Origin of the sequence: uncultured Dokdonia sp. (assembly GCF_947496725.1) — a bacterium.
Lineage (GTDB): Bacteria > Bacteroidota > Bacteroidia > Flavobacteriales > Flavobacteriaceae > Dokdonia.
On record NZ_CANMDS010000007.1, the window covers coordinates 123,979 to 139,256 of the forward strand.

At 36.4% G+C, this 15,278-nt stretch carries 15 protein-coding genes; 4 read left to right on the forward strand and 11 right to left on the reverse strand.

Translation table 11 applies throughout. The annotated features are described in order from the left end of the window. Positions 1-30 precede the first annotated feature (30 nt). Entirely contained in the window at positions 31-2,433 is a 2,403-nt protein-coding gene (locus Q0948_RS14260; RefSeq protein ID WP_298354039.1) for a DUF5916 domain-containing protein, read from the reverse strand. 243 nt (positions 2,434-2,676) lie between these two features. On the opposite strand from Q0948_RS14260, the gene Q0948_RS14265 reads away from it, so the two are divergent. Genes Q0948_RS14265 through Q0948_RS14275 form a run of 3 tightly spaced genes read left to right on the forward strand, consistent with a single transcriptional unit; the run spans position 2,677 to position 6,107 of the window. Further along, complete coding sequence (locus tag Q0948_RS14265; RefSeq protein WP_298354036.1) at positions 2,677-4,071, forward strand: HAMP domain-containing sensor histidine kinase; 1,395 nt, start codon at positions 2,677-2,679, stop codon at positions 4,069-4,071. Continuing rightward, positions 4,071-4,802 (forward strand): response regulator transcription factor, encoded by a 732-nt coding sequence (locus Q0948_RS14270; RefSeq protein WP_298354033.1) that lies wholly within the window; start codon positions 4,071-4,073, stop codon positions 4,800-4,802. Before Q0948_RS14265 ends, Q0948_RS14270 begins: the two co-directional genes overlap by 1 nt. A 42-nt stretch (positions 4,803-4,844) precedes the next feature. Beyond that, positions 4,845-6,107 (forward strand): hypothetical protein, encoded by a 1,263-nt coding sequence (locus Q0948_RS14275; protein ID WP_298354030.1) that lies wholly within the window; start codon positions 4,845-4,847, stop codon positions 6,105-6,107. Positions 6,108-6,110: 3 nt separating this feature from the next. On the opposite strand, the gene Q0948_RS14280 is transcribed toward Q0948_RS14275, so the two are convergent. The 9 genes from Q0948_RS14280 to Q0948_RS14320 all read right to left on the reverse strand — a co-directional run bounded on the left by Q0948_RS14280 (position 6,111) and on the right by Q0948_RS14320 (position 12,590). Continuing rightward, positions 6,111-6,461 carry a hypothetical protein gene (locus Q0948_RS14280; RefSeq protein WP_298354027.1) on the reverse strand — a complete coding sequence of 117 codons (351 nt, stop codon included), beginning with the start codon at positions 6,459-6,461 and terminating at the stop codon, positions 6,111-6,113. Positions 6,462-6,520: 59 nt separating this feature from the next. Continuing rightward, positions 6,521-7,051, reverse strand: coding sequence for a DUF421 domain-containing protein (locus Q0948_RS14285; protein ID WP_298354024.1), 531 nt, complete (start codon positions 7,049-7,051; stop codon positions 6,521-6,523). Positions 7,052-7,321: 270 nt separating this feature from the next. Further along, positions 7,322-7,702, reverse strand: coding sequence for a hypothetical protein (locus Q0948_RS14290; protein ID WP_298354021.1), 381 nt, complete (start codon positions 7,700-7,702; stop codon positions 7,322-7,324). Between the two features lie 47 nt (positions 7,703-7,749). Further along, the gene (locus Q0948_RS14295) at positions 7,750-8,466 is read right to left on the reverse strand and encodes an acetolactate decarboxylase (protein WP_298354016.1); all 717 of its coding nucleotides are present in this window, start codon (positions 8,464-8,466) and stop codon (positions 7,750-7,752) included. A gap of 40 nt (positions 8,467-8,506) precedes the next feature. Further along, positions 8,507-9,418: an AraC family transcriptional regulator gene (locus tag Q0948_RS14300; RefSeq protein ID WP_298354013.1), complete on the reverse strand. Its 912-nt coding sequence runs from the start codon at positions 9,416-9,418 to the stop codon at positions 8,507-8,509. Between the two features lie 77 nt (positions 9,419-9,495). Next, entirely contained in the window at positions 9,496-10,008 is a 513-nt protein-coding gene (locus tag Q0948_RS14305; RefSeq protein WP_298354009.1) for a hypothetical protein, read from the reverse strand. A gap of 48 nt (positions 10,009-10,056) precedes the next feature. Beyond that, the gene (locus Q0948_RS14310) at positions 10,057-11,007 is read right to left on the reverse strand and encodes an SDR family oxidoreductase (RefSeq protein WP_298354006.1); all 951 of its coding nucleotides are present in this window, start codon (positions 11,005-11,007) and stop codon (positions 10,057-10,059) included. A 305-nt stretch (positions 11,008-11,312) separates the two neighbouring features. Then, positions 11,313-11,894 carry a hypothetical protein gene (locus Q0948_RS14315; RefSeq protein WP_298354003.1) on the reverse strand — a complete coding sequence of 194 codons (582 nt, stop codon included), beginning with the start codon at positions 11,892-11,894 and terminating at the stop codon, positions 11,313-11,315. A gap of 117 nt (positions 11,895-12,011) precedes the next feature. Beyond that, on the reverse strand, positions 12,012-12,590 hold the full coding sequence (locus tag Q0948_RS14320) for a hypothetical protein (protein ID WP_298354000.1): 579 nt from the start codon (positions 12,588-12,590) through the stop codon (positions 12,012-12,014). A gap of 466 nt (positions 12,591-13,056) precedes the next feature. Between Q0948_RS14320 and Q0948_RS14325 the strand changes: the two genes are divergently transcribed. After that, the gene (locus Q0948_RS14325) at positions 13,057-13,419 is read left to right on the forward strand and encodes a dihydroorotase (RefSeq protein WP_298353999.1); all 363 of its coding nucleotides are present in this window, start codon (positions 13,057-13,059) and stop codon (positions 13,417-13,419) included. 155 nt (positions 13,420-13,574) lie between these two features. Here Q0948_RS14325 and Q0948_RS14330 read toward each other — a convergent pair whose 3' ends face one another. Then, complete coding sequence (locus Q0948_RS14330; protein ID WP_298353996.1) at positions 13,575-15,236, reverse strand: serine hydrolase; 1,662 nt, start codon at positions 15,234-15,236, stop codon at positions 13,575-13,577. Positions 15,237-15,278 lie beyond the last annotated feature (42 nt).

A 15,278-nucleotide genomic window follows, 5' to 3' on the forward strand; every position in this document is an offset into this window, starting at 1 on the left:
ATATGTAGGAAAGTATTTCACTTTGTTACATCAACTACGTTTTTTTAATCTGTTAAAGTCTAAAAACCAACGCATACGTAAACTCAAGGTTTCTATACCTGTAGCATCACTAAGTGTATGTATTCCGTCTAAGTAATCTCCATCTACATTATCTGCAAAGGCAGTTTTACCTACACGATACCCTAGTGATAGCTCACTTGCGGGAGCAAACTGCCAGCGCGCGACAAAGTCAAGATTAAAAGCATTAAATGTGCTGTCAAAACTATCAGGATCTATAGAGAGGTTATTTACCGTCAGGTTTCCGTCCTGCTGTAAAGCGTATTGATTTTTATAATCTACTTTAATCCAGTAGTGACGTAGTCTTAGATTCATATTAATTTTTGCGTTTACCGCATAGTTGAGCTGTATTGCATTGGTGAGCTGGTTTATAGAACGCTGGCCTATGATGATCTGGTCCTCTTGATTTGTGATATAACCTATATCGTTAGGGTTATCTGTATAATCTTGCTCAAACTCTGCAAAGAAGTGTTGCCCCAGTCTTGCACGTAAACCATAACCCATCACGTACTGTTCGGTTTGTATGTTGTGATTTTTATAATCTACTGCTACAAAGTAACCAGCCCACGATAGATTCTTATTTCGGTTAGTTTGATATTCAAGAACGATCTCAGAGAGCGCAGGTCTATTAAAAACGCGGTCTTGTACTCGTGCTTCAAAAAAGTCTTGACGTTTTGAGACGTAGCTTAGCGTGACAAAGAGATTTTGGTTACCCTTTGTCGTAGCAAAACTTGAGAAGCGATATTGCGAGCGCTCACGTTCCATAAGGCTGTAATAAAATCGCTGCTGGTGATCTAGATCTAGTTGATACTGCTGGAACCATTTTTTTGGAGCAGTATTGCGATAATTTACATTCCCACGGAAAACCATACTGTTGTTACGCTGCAAGAAGCCAAAATCATTATTATCAAAATCTTCATCCTTTAAGTTCCAGCTCACGCCTCCCGTCCAGGCGCCACTTACTTTTGATACATAAGCATTATACTCGTGTCCAAAAATATTATCTCCGTCCAGCCCATATTGTTGTGACACGGCCTTCTTAAAGCTAGCCCTATAAGTGCGTTTTGCATTAAACCATTCGTATAAAAGTGCGCTAAAGTTACTGTCATAAGCACTTCCAGATCGTAATACGGAGTTATTTATGAGCGTGACAGAACTATTGTTTTTGAGTTGTTTATCTATGACCAGCGCATTATAATTTGTGAGCGGATTTGTAATTACCTCTCTTACTTCATCTGTAGATGTGTTTTTTATTTCCGCTTTCGCGAAAGCGGTTACCCCATTAAGCACCCCTACAGAGAGTCCGTTTTGTGACTTTCCGGTAAATTTCACAAGATTTATAATATTTGAACTTGTAGGATAACTAACCACCGTCTCATTATCTGAAAGCGTAAAAGCATTTGCATTTATAGGTCTACCACCTATGCGACGTGTAAAGAGGTAGCCGCCTTTATCAAAAAGCTCTGTACCTTCAATAAAGAATGGACGTTGCTCTGCAAACTGTACTTCAAAAGGAGATAGGTTGAAAACCTGGTCATCACTGCGTGCCTGGCTAAAATCTGGAATAACAGATACATCAAGCGTGTATGCATTATCAATCACATACTTTACATCGAGTCCAGGGTTAAGCGTGGTCTCTGTAGCGCCATCGCTATCTGTCTCGTGTACGGCAGATACAAAGGGTACAAAAGACAAGTTGAGCGGTGGCTTTACACGCTCGATACCTACAAGCGACCCAAACTGGTTGAGGTATCCATCTATAGTAGGATCTATGGGACTCCAGAAAGATTCTTCATTAAGCGCCCCAGAAAAACGCTGAAAGTTAATCGTAAAATCTGATAGGTCTTCTTTTGGGAAACGTATGCTATTCCAGGGGATGCGTATCTCAATGTCCCAGTGAGTATCGTGCACGGTGACTTCACTTTCCCAGATAACATTAAAATTTTCGTCTGCACCGGTGTTGCCAGATATTTTACTGTCAAACTGCACACCGGCTGCCGTCACAGTAAAGTCATAACCCTCGCGTGTCTGCCCAAAGGGATCAATTTGCACCCCAAAATAGTCTGCATTACCCACATCATCACGAGCGGTAAGGAGGCGTCTTATTTCATCTTTATCATTTGTATTGAGTACAGCGCCTACGTAGAGGTAATTATCATCATATAGTACGGCAATCTCTGTTGCTCGTAGAGAGGGTTGTCCAGCATTAGGTGCTTTTTGTGTAAACGTTTTGGTTTCTAGTTGTGCTTTCCAGACTGCCTCTGTGAGGTTTCCATCTATTTTAGGTGCCTCTCCTGTGCGATGCGCTTTAAGAGATTGCTGTGCAGTGACGCTTGTTGTGAGTAAGGTGAGTATAAAAATGAGTACTGTTTTCATAAGGTTGGTTCTTTTGTTTGATGGCACAAAAGTGAGATCATCTATTTGATAATCAGGTTAACCACGGGTTAAGGGCTAGGTTAATGTAAAAGCAAGAACAACAGTCGTTGTATTAACCTAAGAGCGAAGTACATACTGAGTAAGGGTTACAAGCAATTTTAAGGTTAATGCTCGGTTAACGATGGGTATTAATTATGTCTAACTGTACTTTCCCACTACATTTACAACATCAACCAGCTACAGATGAAAAGTAAATTCTCCTTATTAATAGCAATATCTGCACTAGCATTACTAGCGTTATGTGCCATACAAGCTTATTTAATAAGTAATACCTACGAGCTCAAAAAAACCGCTTTCTTTAATGAAACCTCAAATGCGGTTTCTGAGATTGCAAATGATAGAGAATTAGATTCTCTCTATGACGCACTTATAGAAGTAGACCTAGAAGATCACCTAGCAGATTACTTTAATGAGAGTATAACTAAGCGACAGGTGGTAGAACGATTTTACCGCAATGCAGATACTTATAACGAGCAGTATATGCAACGCTATGAAGCCTTGCAATTACAAAAAGAGTTGGGTTATGAGGTTGCTTATAGACAGAATTTGTTAAGCATTGTCATCATAGACTATCCTAATACAGACACCATTTTTCCTATAAAAGATAATGAGAGAAAACGCATTTTTGGGCAGAAGTTTAAAACAGGAATTTCAAGAAGTATCAACTATGCACGCACCTTTGATACAAATGAGTTTATAGACCGTAGGGGTGACAGTATAAGTATAAGCTCGTACGATTTTGAAGTGCGCACCACACAAGAGATACAAGTACCTAACTGGAAATCTCTGGTACTTAAAAGAATGTGGGTACTCATTGTAGGAAGTATCATTTTATTCCTTTTTGTAATAGGGTTACTGTACTACTCAATAAAAAACCTAATTACTCAGAAAAAAATTGCCGAGGTAAAAACAGACTTTATTAATAATGTCACTCACGAGCTCAAAACACCTCTCGCAACACTAGGTATCGCTACCAAAAGCTTGCGCAATGAAGCGATAAAAAGTAATCCAGATGCCTTTAATAACACGCTAGGCATCGTAGAGCGACAAAATAGTAGATTACAAAAGTTAATAGATCAAGTACTTACTAATAGCTTGAGCGCAGAGGAGCTACAGCTCAATAAAGAGCAGGTAAGTGATAATGTGTTTTTTAAGGACCTACTTTCAGATTTTGAGATTGCTACACAGCACGCACATCTCACAGTCTTAAACAAGGTCTACAGTCCAGAAGTGCTCTTGCGCATAGACAGATTTCACCTCACTACGGCACTTCTTAATGTGCTAGAGAACGCAGTAAAGTATGGTAAAGACCAAGTTACCGTGACGGTCATCACGCGCCTTGTAAATAGAAACTATTGCATTGAGATATCAGATAACGGGACCGGTATCTCACCAGCAGACCAGAAAGCTATTTTTGACAAGTTTTATCGCGCTGGTAATAGTGATGTACATAACGTAAAAGGGCTAGGTCTCGGTCTCTATTTTACACATCAAATTATTACTGCTCACGGGGGAACCATAACCCTTAAAAGCATAGAAAACGAGGGAAGCACCTTCACTATAAAATTGCCTTTATAATGATTGCAAAAAACAACATACTACTCGCCGAAGATGATTTTGATTTTGGGAGTATCCTCAAGCAATATCTCGAGATACACAATTTTGAAGTTACTTGGTGTAAAGATGGGGAAGAGGCTCATAACGCTTTCGCGAAAGCGCACTCAGAAGGAGTAACCTATGACATCTGTGTTTTTGATGTGATGATGCCTAAGATGGATGGGTTTACACTTGCAGAGAAAGTGATAAGTATTAACCCAGAAGTTCCCTTTGTGTTCCTCACCGCACGTAAGATGAAGGAAGACCGCATACAGGGGCTCAAACTTGGAGCAGACGATTATATCGTAAAACCCTTTGAGGCAGATATACTCGTGCTACGCCTTACTAATATTTTAAAACGATCTAGACCTAACCTCGCAAAGGTTAGACCAGATATAAATGAAATCACTGCGATAGGAAACTATCACTTTGATGCTCACAATCACACGCTCACCTTTGGAGAGACCGTACAATCTCTCACAGAAAAGGAAGCACAGTTGATTCAGTTTTTTTACGAAAACAAAAATCAGCTACTTCGAAGAGAAGATATTCTGTCTAAAATCTGGGGAAACGACGACTTTTTCTCAGGCCGCAGTATGGATGTCTTTATCAGTCGGCTTCGAAAATATTTTAAAGATGATTCTTCCATTTCAATTGCTAGCACAAGAGGTGTAGGATTAACCTTTACAATTGAATTATCAAAAAATGAATAGGTAATCGCTTTCGCGAAAGCGGAAGATTAAAAAAGTAACACAATGAAAACAGTAAGAAATATATGCACAGCAGCCCTTATAGGCTTAGGAATGAATGTAATTGCACAAACAGCTCCACCAGCTCCGCCAGCCCCACCTGCAACGGTTTATGAAGATGCAACCACCACGGTAACTACAAACTCTTCTAACGTATCTGTGATTACCCAAAATGGTAATTATGGAAGTGGCGGCAGTACGTCGTACTCAGTAAGTAACTCAAATGATGAGTACCGAGTAAAATCTCGTTATCCGAGTAACAGATATGCCGCTATAAAAGACTTCTTAGTAGCCGAAATGGGTACAAAAAATATGCAATCTAGCGGGAAGGATATGGTCTGGAGTCTTGAGGGTGATGAAGATACCGTTTATGAAATCGCACTGAGTGAGAAACGCCTCAAGATTGAACTAGATAAAACGATCGCTGCACCAGATATGATTGCAAAGTTTACAGATATGGGTAACATCTTACGTACCCTTGTTTCTGGAGGAAGCGAGCGACAAGAAATACAACGATTAGAACGCGATGCAGACCGTGCAAGACGTGATGCAGCACGTATGCAACGAGAGGCTGCACGACTAAGGGAGGTTTCTGTAAGAGATGCTGCACGGCTAGAGAGAGAGGCACTGCGCCTCTCTAATGAAGCAGAGCGACTAGGTCTTAACTCAAAAAGAGGTGGAGGTATAGATAGTTACGTGCGTAATTTACTAGAGTTACCTAGTACAAAAACGGCAGCAAGTGATGTGAATAGTAATATCTGGCAATGGCCAGTGGTACAAGAAGCCCTCATTAACACTCTAAATAATGAAGGACTACTTAAGGGTGAAGAAACTATTGTATTTGTAAAAGAAGATGCCGGAGCTTATGCAAACGGTACACGCTTATCTAGCACTCAATGGTCTAAGGTGAATAGCGTTTTTAGGAAATACGGTATGCAGGACGTTACAGAGGTAAGTTTCTATAAAAAGGGAAATCATATTGTTATTGTAGATGGCTTTACAGCTGTAGAAAAGATTGTAACGTGGTTAGTACGTAATGATTACATAGCTAGTTCTAGTAGATCTGTAAAAATGATGCTTAACGGAAGTTCGGTTATAGTAGATAATGTTGCCTTGCCTAACAGTGATGTCAAGAAGATAAACAACTACTTACTTACTGAGGGAGTAATAACAGCTCCGGGCAAATCGCTTGTGATAAAAGAGACCGGTATGTCGCTGGGTTACAGTTATGATAAAAGTACACTAGGCACCTGGGTAGGTAAGGACTAGTTTTTACTCCTCTTCGTCTTGAAAAGTATCTCTTGCGAGCAACTTTGCAGATACTTTGTAGGTTGCAGCGTAGGTAAGACCTGCTTGTTTTGTTTTTGAAGTTAAGAATGCTCTTTTAAACCAGCGATGGTCGGTAGCTCTTTTCTTTAAATCTTCGTGAGTGGTTGTAGCATATGGAGTCCCTTTGAAGAATGACTCAATGGTATAGATACCCAGCCCATAATGCTCTGCACGATCTAGTACAGTTTCAAAATCTGCTTCAGAAAATTGATAAGCAGTATCTGTTCCTGATCCATCATTTTCTGGTGTTAATCCTGCAAATACTTGTTGTTCTAAAAACTCTGATTTTTCCATAGTGCAAAAGTCGTTATTTAATCATCAAATCTATCACGATTTATAAAATAAGAATACCCTTATGGCGTTTTACGCACACCATCTAACAATGCCTTGTTAAGCACACCATCATCCTCTGACGATGAGGTGTGTAACACAGATATGTCACCTGTAGATTCAAGTACAACTGCCTCTACTTGCTCATAGGTAAGTACATTTGCCTCTCTAAGTTTGGCAATAAGTTGCCCTTTTTCTATACGAGCATACTTTAGGTTTTCTTCAAGAATGGTACTTCCGTCCATAAGGAGTAGGGGTTTATTTGATATAAGTTTGTTTATGGCAGGCACAGCACGCTGTAAGTAAGAAAATATAAATGTAAGAATCAGTAAGGCCCCCACAGCTACAGATCCGTGCGCAATAGAGGTGCTAGAAGTTAGTGTAGAAGATATGATACTACCTATTGCGATGGTAAATGCAAAATCATAAGCTGTAAATTTTGCAAAAGATCGCAACCCTATAATACGTGTTAATATGATGACTACTATAAAAATCATTAAGCTTCCGGCTATTGTTTGTAGTAGTGGGTCGTCTGTGCTATAAATCCAATCCATATTGTTGTTTTTTGAGCATAGTTTATTCACAAGTTGTGATAAGCTATTATTGGTTAGACTGTAAATTATTAAATAATCACAGTAAACCAACGACCCATAACAAAGGTTTAATATCTATTGTGAAGGTATTAACGTGCTGCTTATTATATATGCCGACAGATAGCTATGTATGAATTGACCAGTTGAGGTGGGAAGCGTGTATTTACGCTTTCGCGAAAGCGTAATTCTCAACTTAATACATTGAGCAATTATAAGTATGATTTCAGTTTATTAATACTTACTCTCAGACTTGTCATCCTCTTTGAGAGGTTCAAAAGTAATTGTAGCAGTAACTCCAAGTTCTGGTCCAGCGTCTATGTAAAGCTCATAATTTTTGAGAAGCTTTATTTTTTCTGGCGTGTGTGAAGAGATCTCGATGGTATCTATAATCTTCCCTTCTTGTTGTATCCTTAAGATAAAGTGAGAACTACCTGAATTGCTTATGATAGCGTAACACTCTTTACCATCATATGGATTTATGACGCCGTCTTGCCCCTGGCCTTTACCAGTGAGTAGCATACTTTCTGAAGCGCCTATCTCAACAGTTTCTTGAGCAAAGCTATCTAGTTGACCTAAAAAAGTAAGGCAAATAAGGAGGAGGAATGTTTTCATTTATAATAATTTAAGTTTTAATAACTCTTTTAAAGGTACTTATTAATTTACTTTTTAGGTAAGAACAGCTTTAAATTATCGATAGTTAAATTGTCAAGATGCCTCATTTTGGACTCGTCTTTTGTAATGAGATGTAGGTGAATGTCGCTGTCGTGATGGGTGAAGATACCCTTATGCATTGTAGAGAAAAATCCTATAATTTCTACTTCTTCGTCTTGCAGCGTGTAATTTGTTTGGCCTTGATGCGCTTCTTGTGGAGAAGAAACTTTTGTGTCTTTAGTCAAGTTTTGTATGTGTATCTCTGCCTTAGATACAGTACCCTCTAGTTTAAATGCAAATGGTCGCTTTGCTTCTTTTGTGCGTTCACTTACAAAGTCTTCTATATCTTTTATAGTCTTCACAGACGCGGGAAGATTTATCTCATACCAGTCTGTCACATTCGTATACACAAAAAAAGGAGCAGAGACTTCATAAGTAGGCGTTACCGTCATTGTAGTGTCTGAGTTCACTTTTGATAGATAGCTAGTACCGTTTACAATGAGAAGTTCGCCAGTGAGATAACTCTCAGGGCCTAAGCCATAAAGTCCTTTCTTATTTGTGATGGTATCTAGTAATATAGAACCTTCTAGTTCCCCTTTCCACATCACGTTTTTCATAGCGCCCACCACCTTTACATCTGGATACGTCGTGGCGGTTCCGGTTTCACCTTTTGAATTGCAGCTTGCTAGGCATATAGCAAATGTGAGTAGTAAAATGTATTTCAAAATATAGGTCTCTTAGGGTTTTATAGAGCACAATATAATACTAATTCATTTTATACTTCTGCCTGTACTGGCTTGGGCTTATGCCTTCTTTCTTTTTAAAGAGTCTTGAGAAATAAGGAGGGTATTCAAACCCCAGTTCATAAGCTACTTCAGAGATAGACTTCTGCGGATTGAGCAAGGTGTTCTTAGCCTCGTCTATTAGGTACAACTGTAAGTGTTCTGTTGTGGTTTTACCTGTTTCTTTTTTGAGGGTGTCGCTCAGGTAGCGTTGTGATACAGAAAGCTTGCCTGCGATTTGTTCTATACTGGGGATGCCGTTTTCTTGCAGCTGTCCGGTTTCAAAATAGGTGTCTAGCTGTTGATTAAATAGACTTAGTAAATCTGTAGAGAATTCTTTACGGTTTAAGAACTGACGTTCATAAAAGCGGTTTGCATACTTAAGTAGAGTACTAAGTTGTGAGATGATAATATCTTTACTAAACTCGTCTTGATTATTATGATACTCTGTATCTATGTTAGTTACGATAGACTCTATTTGCTTTTCTTCTTTTGGTGAGAGGTGTAGTGCTTCATTAACATTATAAGAAAAGAAGTTGTATTTCTTGATTTGAGCCACAAGCTCTGTACCTTTTATAAAGTCTTCGTGAAAGGTAAGAGAAAAACCTTTTTGATCATAAATCACACTACTATCCCATTGAAGAACCTGTCTAGGTGCAATAAAAATGAGTGCACCATTTGTAAAGTCATACTTAGTGCGACCATAGGTTAAGTCACCTTTTATTATTTTCTTAAGGCTTATGGTGTAGCAATCATTTGTGATAGGAGGGGAGCTTTCTCTTGGACAAGGTAGATATCCATCTCCCACGGTTGTAAAAACACTAAGCATAGGGTGCTCTGCTGGAGGTAATCCTAAGTAGTTAATATATGATGATAAGGTTTTAAAATGCTCCATATTAAAAAACTAATTGTACTAAGTCGCTTTTGTGAAGTTACTTATAACGTTTTAGATCTCTATTTTATTTTAACTATCTAGTAGCTATTATCCTTTTGTGCACTTACTAGATGCTTGTTATAATCGTTTATTCTTGCATAAGCCGTACCATCTATAAGTAAGATTACGATAAGCATTGCTATGGTAGTGATACTTATGGCACGCCAGCTAGGTGTGTTTACAAATATAATGAGCAATGCAGCTATAATAATTATGATGGGGATAGCTCTAAACACAACTGTAGTATACTCCTTAAGGGTTGCTTCTGTACGGTCTATCTCTGAGGTAATAAAAGCTGTTGCGTCCTGCTGGTATGCGGTCTCAAACTGTGTGATTCTAGCCTTATTTGTAAAAAACAACCCTAAACCTATGGTGACTAATAATACTCCCGCTACCAGTGTAGGTATAATGTATGCTCTTGCAATATCTGTTTTTCCCAGTTGCCAGAAGCCTATACTTGCAGCTATAAACACCACCCCAAAGAGTACAAAAAAAGGTGTAGAAAATAGCTCTGCTTTTGCCCAGTCTGTTGCGGCTTTTAATATATCCATATCTTAAGGTTATAGTATAATTTTAAGTCTAAATGTTTGTATAACACGTTATAAATTCCAGCTAAAGCCTGTTGCTTCTTCAGACACTTTCCATAGTTGCTCCATCACCTCTTTATTTTTTGCGTGTGGCTCTAAGGTACATTCACCCACGGGTCCCGTCCAGTAGTTTCTTCCTGTGGGGCCATAAAAGGCAGTTTGATTGAGATCTGGCTCTGTAGCACACATAAGTTCTGGATATGCACCCTTCTCTGCAGATTGTACAAAGGGTGATAGCTTCATAAGTTGCCACACAAAACGAGTCATAAGGCTGCCACTCGTCTTAATTAATGAGGTACGTGAGGCACCTGGATGGCACGCATAGGTTTTTACATTAGTCTTACCAGCTTTTTTGAGTCTGTCTTGTAACTCATAGGTAGTCATAATTTGTGCAAGCTTACTCTGGCTGTATACACTATTAGGGTTATAGTTATGATCCCAGTTCATATCGTTAAACTGTATCGTTTTTATACCCATTTTATATCCTTCACTACCTACGGTGACAATACGCCCATTAGATTGCTCTACTAGCGGAAACAACAAACCTTGTAATAAGAAATTACCGTAGTGATTTACACCTAGCTGACTTTCAAAACCATCTACGGTAAGTTGTTGTTGGGGAACTTGGGCAATGGCTGCATTAAGCATAAGGGCATCTATGCGAGGTACTGTTTTAAGTACTTCTGCGGCTGCTTTTCTCACAGATGCAAGTGAGGCTAGGTCCATCTCGATATTAGACACATTAACAGTATCTCCTACTTCTTGTTTTAAAGTAGCAATGGTATTTGCAGCTTTAGTATTATTACGATTAAGCATTACAACAGTCGCACCCTTAGCGAGTAAAATTTTTGCTGCTTCATAACCAGTACCACTCGTAGTACCTGTAATTAAAAAGGTTTTATCCTTAACATCTGTAATTCTTTCTGGCATCCATCCATTTTTTCCAAACTGATAATCTTTCATCTTGCTTCGTTTTTAATTACTGGGGCAAAGGTAAGAGTGAGAAGTGGGAGGTTTCTTATACAGATTTTCAGATGTAGTATAGATTTTGGTAATCAGTCCCTTAGAAGGTGCAAAAAAGTATAAGTGTATGTGGTGTTATGGTATTCCGCTTTCGCGAAATTTTAAAATCAACAAAAGCTCCCTAGATAAAATCTTGCTTTCTATTAGTATGTAGTCAATAATACTCTATAACCTGCTGAATGGTAGAAGGGTTTTAATTTGGAGAGGGTTGTTTTTTGTTAAGTGTTTTTGGTCAGTAAAAAGTATTATTCTAGCTTCAGGTAATTTCCATTTTCAAAACTTATAAGTTCTATTCCTCTTCCTTCTGATGAATACAAAATAAGCTCAATTGTGTTGTTTTCGTTTAAAAAACTGTTATTGAAAACATAAACATTTTCAAATTCAAATCCATTTACATTGATATTAACAATTTGCTCATTGGAAGGGTTTCTTAGAGTTTCAAAATATTCATTTTCAGTATTATCACTATTTTGAATACCATAATTAATATCAAATGAAGTAATATCATTAGACGTTTCCATATTTAATTGTATTGAAAACCCATTTTGACTAAAATTGATGAAATTTGTTATAGTTTCAACTTCCCAATATCCGCATCTTTCAGCTCCTCGAGATTCTTTCTCTATTTGAATAGTTCGCGGTTGAGTAGTGGCTCTTACTTGCTCACCATTTTCATTTACATAAAACAAATCTTGATAATTGTCAAATGGGATTAATGATTTTTCAAAATCCGAAAGTAAAAATGTATCAATAATTGAATCGTCACAGGTACAACTGCAACAAAGAAGTGTAAATAAAATGGAAAGGCCTTTTAGGTAGAATTTCATATTATTTAGTAGATTTTCTAATCTTAGAATTAAGTTCTGTTATGTGCTTAGACTTTAATTTAACCACTGCCGGTTTTCTTCATTTTTAGTTATTTCATAACTAAGTAAAACTGTGATTTAGTTCTTTACTTTTATTTTATCTAAGTCTATAGCTTGTTTACTGTCATTTCTTTTTATGTATGGATAAAATCGAAATCTATATTTAGTATTAGCGACTTTTGGTGTGCCGTGAATGAAATCGTGCAAAATATTTGTCAAATAGTATCTATCTCCATTTTCAAATTCCAGTTCCCAATATCCGAAATCAGATATAAGCATTGGCATTCTACTTCCTCGGTCTAGTGCATTTTTGTAATAAATACCTAAGTGATAGATGGATTTTTTTATCTCACTTTTTAAATACGCTTTTTTAATACCACAGTGAGTTATAATAATTTTTTCCTTTTCATTGTCTAGAGTGAAAATTGTGTTTTTATTTTCAAAATAATAGTTGAGGTATATTATTAATACAGGGATATTCAATAGTGCAATAAATCCTAAAAACATCCAAAGCCAAATTTCATTATAAATAAAATTAGTTCCGTTACGCCATTTGTAATAAATAGGTAAAAAGATAATGATGACTCCAAAAACTCTTAAGTTGTCTAGAGCTATCTTTCTAATTAGTTTGTTGTGTATTTTAAAGTGTTCTCTCAAATATTGGTTATGATATTACTACTCTATACAAGTCCAGTACATTCCTTGCTAAGTCTCTATTAATTTGTTTTTTAATTGTCGGCTTAAATATACATTTATTTATGAGGTTAAGGCCTTAGCATCGCATTGCTTACTTTTTTTTGTGAAGTATCCCGCTTTCGCGAAAGCGTAAATGTAAGAACGCGAAAAATCACCGATATCACAGCATCAAATAACCTTTTAAAACAAGCTATTACCATCATAAAATGAGGAAATCTTTATGATGAAAATTACAAATCACAAGAGTCCCAAAGCTACCGTTAAGCCTCGTCTAGACAAAGGTGATTTTTAACTCAGTTTTTTGTTGTTTAACTTTTTATTAAATTATTTTCAATTATTATACCCTTATTTTTAACTATCAATTTTATTGTATTGATATTTTGAAGATTCTTCAAAATTAGGTAGTGTCAATATTAAATTTAATATTATGAAAAATTACATTTTAAGTTCAGTTTTAGCGTTATTTATTTCAGTCTCTTTGTATGCTCAAGGGCCTCAATCAAATTTTAATGAAGGTGATGTTTTTCAAATAGGTACTGTAGATTATAATAATTACAAGCATATCAATTTTCCGAGAGCAAACTTTATTATAAAAAAAGGAGGAATTGCAAATTATGAGAATGTTAAGGGTCAAAGAGTGGTAATAACCTCAATTAAAGAGAAAAGTAATGGGAAGAAAGTCGCAACAATAAAACTTGCTGATTCAGGAAGGTTTTTTAACAGTCATAAATATATAACTGTAGATGTTGATGCGGCATTAAAAAATGAAGAGTTGTTACCTGTTAAATAAAAAATTCACTTTTAAAGGCTTTCTAAAATAGAAAGCCTTTTTTAATATAAGATCTAAAAGACTCTATATAGATTGTTGTAGATCAATAGTTTTAAGATTCTACTCCAGGCGCACCTAGAGTAACTTGTTTTCTTATTAAAAGAAGGGAAATGGCGTTAATCTTTATCTATTATTGCTGGTAAAATATATTCACTTATCATCTTATCAACATTAGTATGGGCACTGGGACTATTATATGCTGAAGCAGTTATAACGATAACAAATGGGATGTTTTTGAAAATAAAAATCTTATTTCCACCTCTTCCGCTACAATAAGATGCTTCATATTCTTTGTCGTTATATTTATAGACTTTATTCCAAAATAAATAGCCATAGTGACCATTTTCTGTTGGTCGTTTTACTTGCTTAGCTAAGCTCTTTTTAACCCATTGTTTACTTAAAATTTGCTTGCCATTCCACTTTCCATTATTCTTATATAATTGTCCGTATTTGGCAAAATCAATAGCTCTTAACTGTATCCCGCCAGCGGTATTACCAACTTTTTGAGGTGTGTATTGCCACTTATAATCAGTTATATCAAGAGGGTTAAATAGTTTTTTATCTGCATAAGACACTAAACCACTAGGGACAGATTGATGTATGACATCTCCTAGTACCACTACACCTGCTGTAAAATAAATGTAGTCTTCTCCTATAGTTCTATCTTGTTGCATAGGTAAATCAAGTGTAAATTTTACCCAATTTTTTGTAGGGTACATATTTTCTTCATTTCCAGGGTTACTATAGTCTGCATCATCACCAAGAAGCCCAGAACTCATTGTTAAAAGAGATTTTAAGGTTATGGCATCTTTTTTAGGGCTATAATTATCAAAAGACTTTAGGTTGTAAAAATCTTTTAATAAGACGTTTTCGTTTTTTATGAAACCCTCTTCAATTGCAATTCCCATGATTGTTGAAGCAATAGTTTTACCCACAGATCTTGGGTCGTGCAAGCTATTTCTGTTTTCACCATTAAAGTATTCTTCTATTAAAAGCTTATTTTCTTTTATAACCACTATGCCATTAATATCTTCAAAACGTCCTTGTGCAATTTTTTTGTTTAGAGCTTCTATTTTAGTACTGTTGTAAGTATCATTAGATAATTCCCAGCCACTATCAGGTTGTATTTTTTGAACGGGTACTAAGCTTTTATCTATAAAGGCTTGTGTGTTAATAGTACCTTTTGCAAGAATCTCGCCTATCTTTAATGTATCTTCTTTTATATATGGTCTTACTTCGATATTTAAAGAATGATTGCCTTCTAGAAGAACATCTTGACCTCCTCCTAGTTTCATAAACTTTGACCACATAAACCAACCCCAAAAGTCAATTTGTGTAGGATACACTAATGGTACTAAATGTTTGAGTTGCGTAGTTTTTGAGTCTATTGTTCCTGCTCCCTTGTTTAGGTTTTCTACATAAATTACTTCACCATCAACTAAAAATGAAAACTGAAAATTTCCCTTATTTAATAATTGATCTTGTGATAAGTGTGGTGCTAGCAGTTTAATACTTTCAATAAGGGGTTTTTCTAAGGTAAAGTCAATGCTGAGAAATTTATCTTTATTGAGAGTAAAACTGTTTGAATAATTATTTGATGTAGGCTTATTTTTTTTAAAGTCAACTTTTGTAAAATGCAAATTCTCTATTTCATTTGTTTGAGAATTTTTTGCGGTTGATTGCGTCCTACCTTTGCAAGATATTATTAAACAAGCAAGGAGCACTAAGTAATAGTTTGAGTTCATAAATGTTATTTGATTTTTGATTGAAATATTCATCAAATCTAGTACTTAAGTAAAGTATCAAAAGCCCCATATTAT

What these genes read in the sequence shown, in the direction of transcription:
- Q0948_RS14280 (WP_298354027.1), bottom strand. Translation starts at nt 6,461, where the DNA reads ATGGAAAAATCAGAGTTTTTAGAACAACAAGTATTTGCAGGATTAACA.
- Q0948_RS14300 (WP_298354013.1), bottom strand. Translation starts at nt 9,418, where the DNA reads ATGGAGCATTTTAAAACCTTATCATCATATATTAACTACTTAGGATTA.
- Q0948_RS14265 (WP_298354036.1), top strand. Translation starts at nt 2,677, where the DNA reads ATGAAAAGTAAATTCTCCTTATTAATAGCAATATCTGCACTAGCATTA.
- Q0948_RS14260 (WP_298354039.1), bottom strand. Translation starts at nt 2,433, where the DNA reads ATGAAAACAGTACTCATTTTTATACTCACCTTACTCACAACAAGCGTC.
- Q0948_RS14325 (WP_298353999.1), top strand. Translation starts at nt 13,057, where the DNA reads ATGAAAAATTACATTTTAAGTTCAGTTTTAGCGTTATTTATTTCAGTC.
- Q0948_RS14285 (WP_298354024.1), bottom strand. Translation starts at nt 7,051, where the DNA reads ATGGATTGGATTTATAGCACAGACGACCCACTACTACAAACAATAGCC.
- Q0948_RS14275 (WP_298354030.1), top strand. Translation starts at nt 4,845, where the DNA reads ATGAAAACAGTAAGAAATATATGCACAGCAGCCCTTATAGGCTTAGGA.
- Q0948_RS14315 (WP_298354003.1), bottom strand. Translation starts at nt 11,894, where the DNA reads ATGAAATTCTACCTAAAAGGCCTTTCCATTTTATTTACACTTCTTTGT.
- Q0948_RS14310 (WP_298354006.1), bottom strand. Translation starts at nt 11,007, where the DNA reads ATGAAAGATTATCAGTTTGGAAAAAATGGATGGATGCCAGAAAGAATT.
- Q0948_RS14305 (WP_298354009.1), bottom strand. Translation starts at nt 10,008, where the DNA reads ATGGATATATTAAAAGCCGCAACAGACTGGGCAAAAGCAGAGCTATTT.
- Q0948_RS14290 (WP_298354021.1), bottom strand. Translation starts at nt 7,702, where the DNA reads ATGAAAACATTCCTCCTCCTTATTTGCCTTACTTTTTTAGGTCAACTA.
- Q0948_RS14270 (WP_298354033.1), top strand. Translation starts at nt 4,071, where the DNA reads ATGATTGCAAAAAACAACATACTACTCGCCGAAGATGATTTTGATTTT.
- Q0948_RS14330 (WP_298353996.1), bottom strand. Translation starts at nt 15,236, where the DNA reads ATGAATATTTCAATCAAAAATCAAATAACATTTATGAACTCAAACTAT.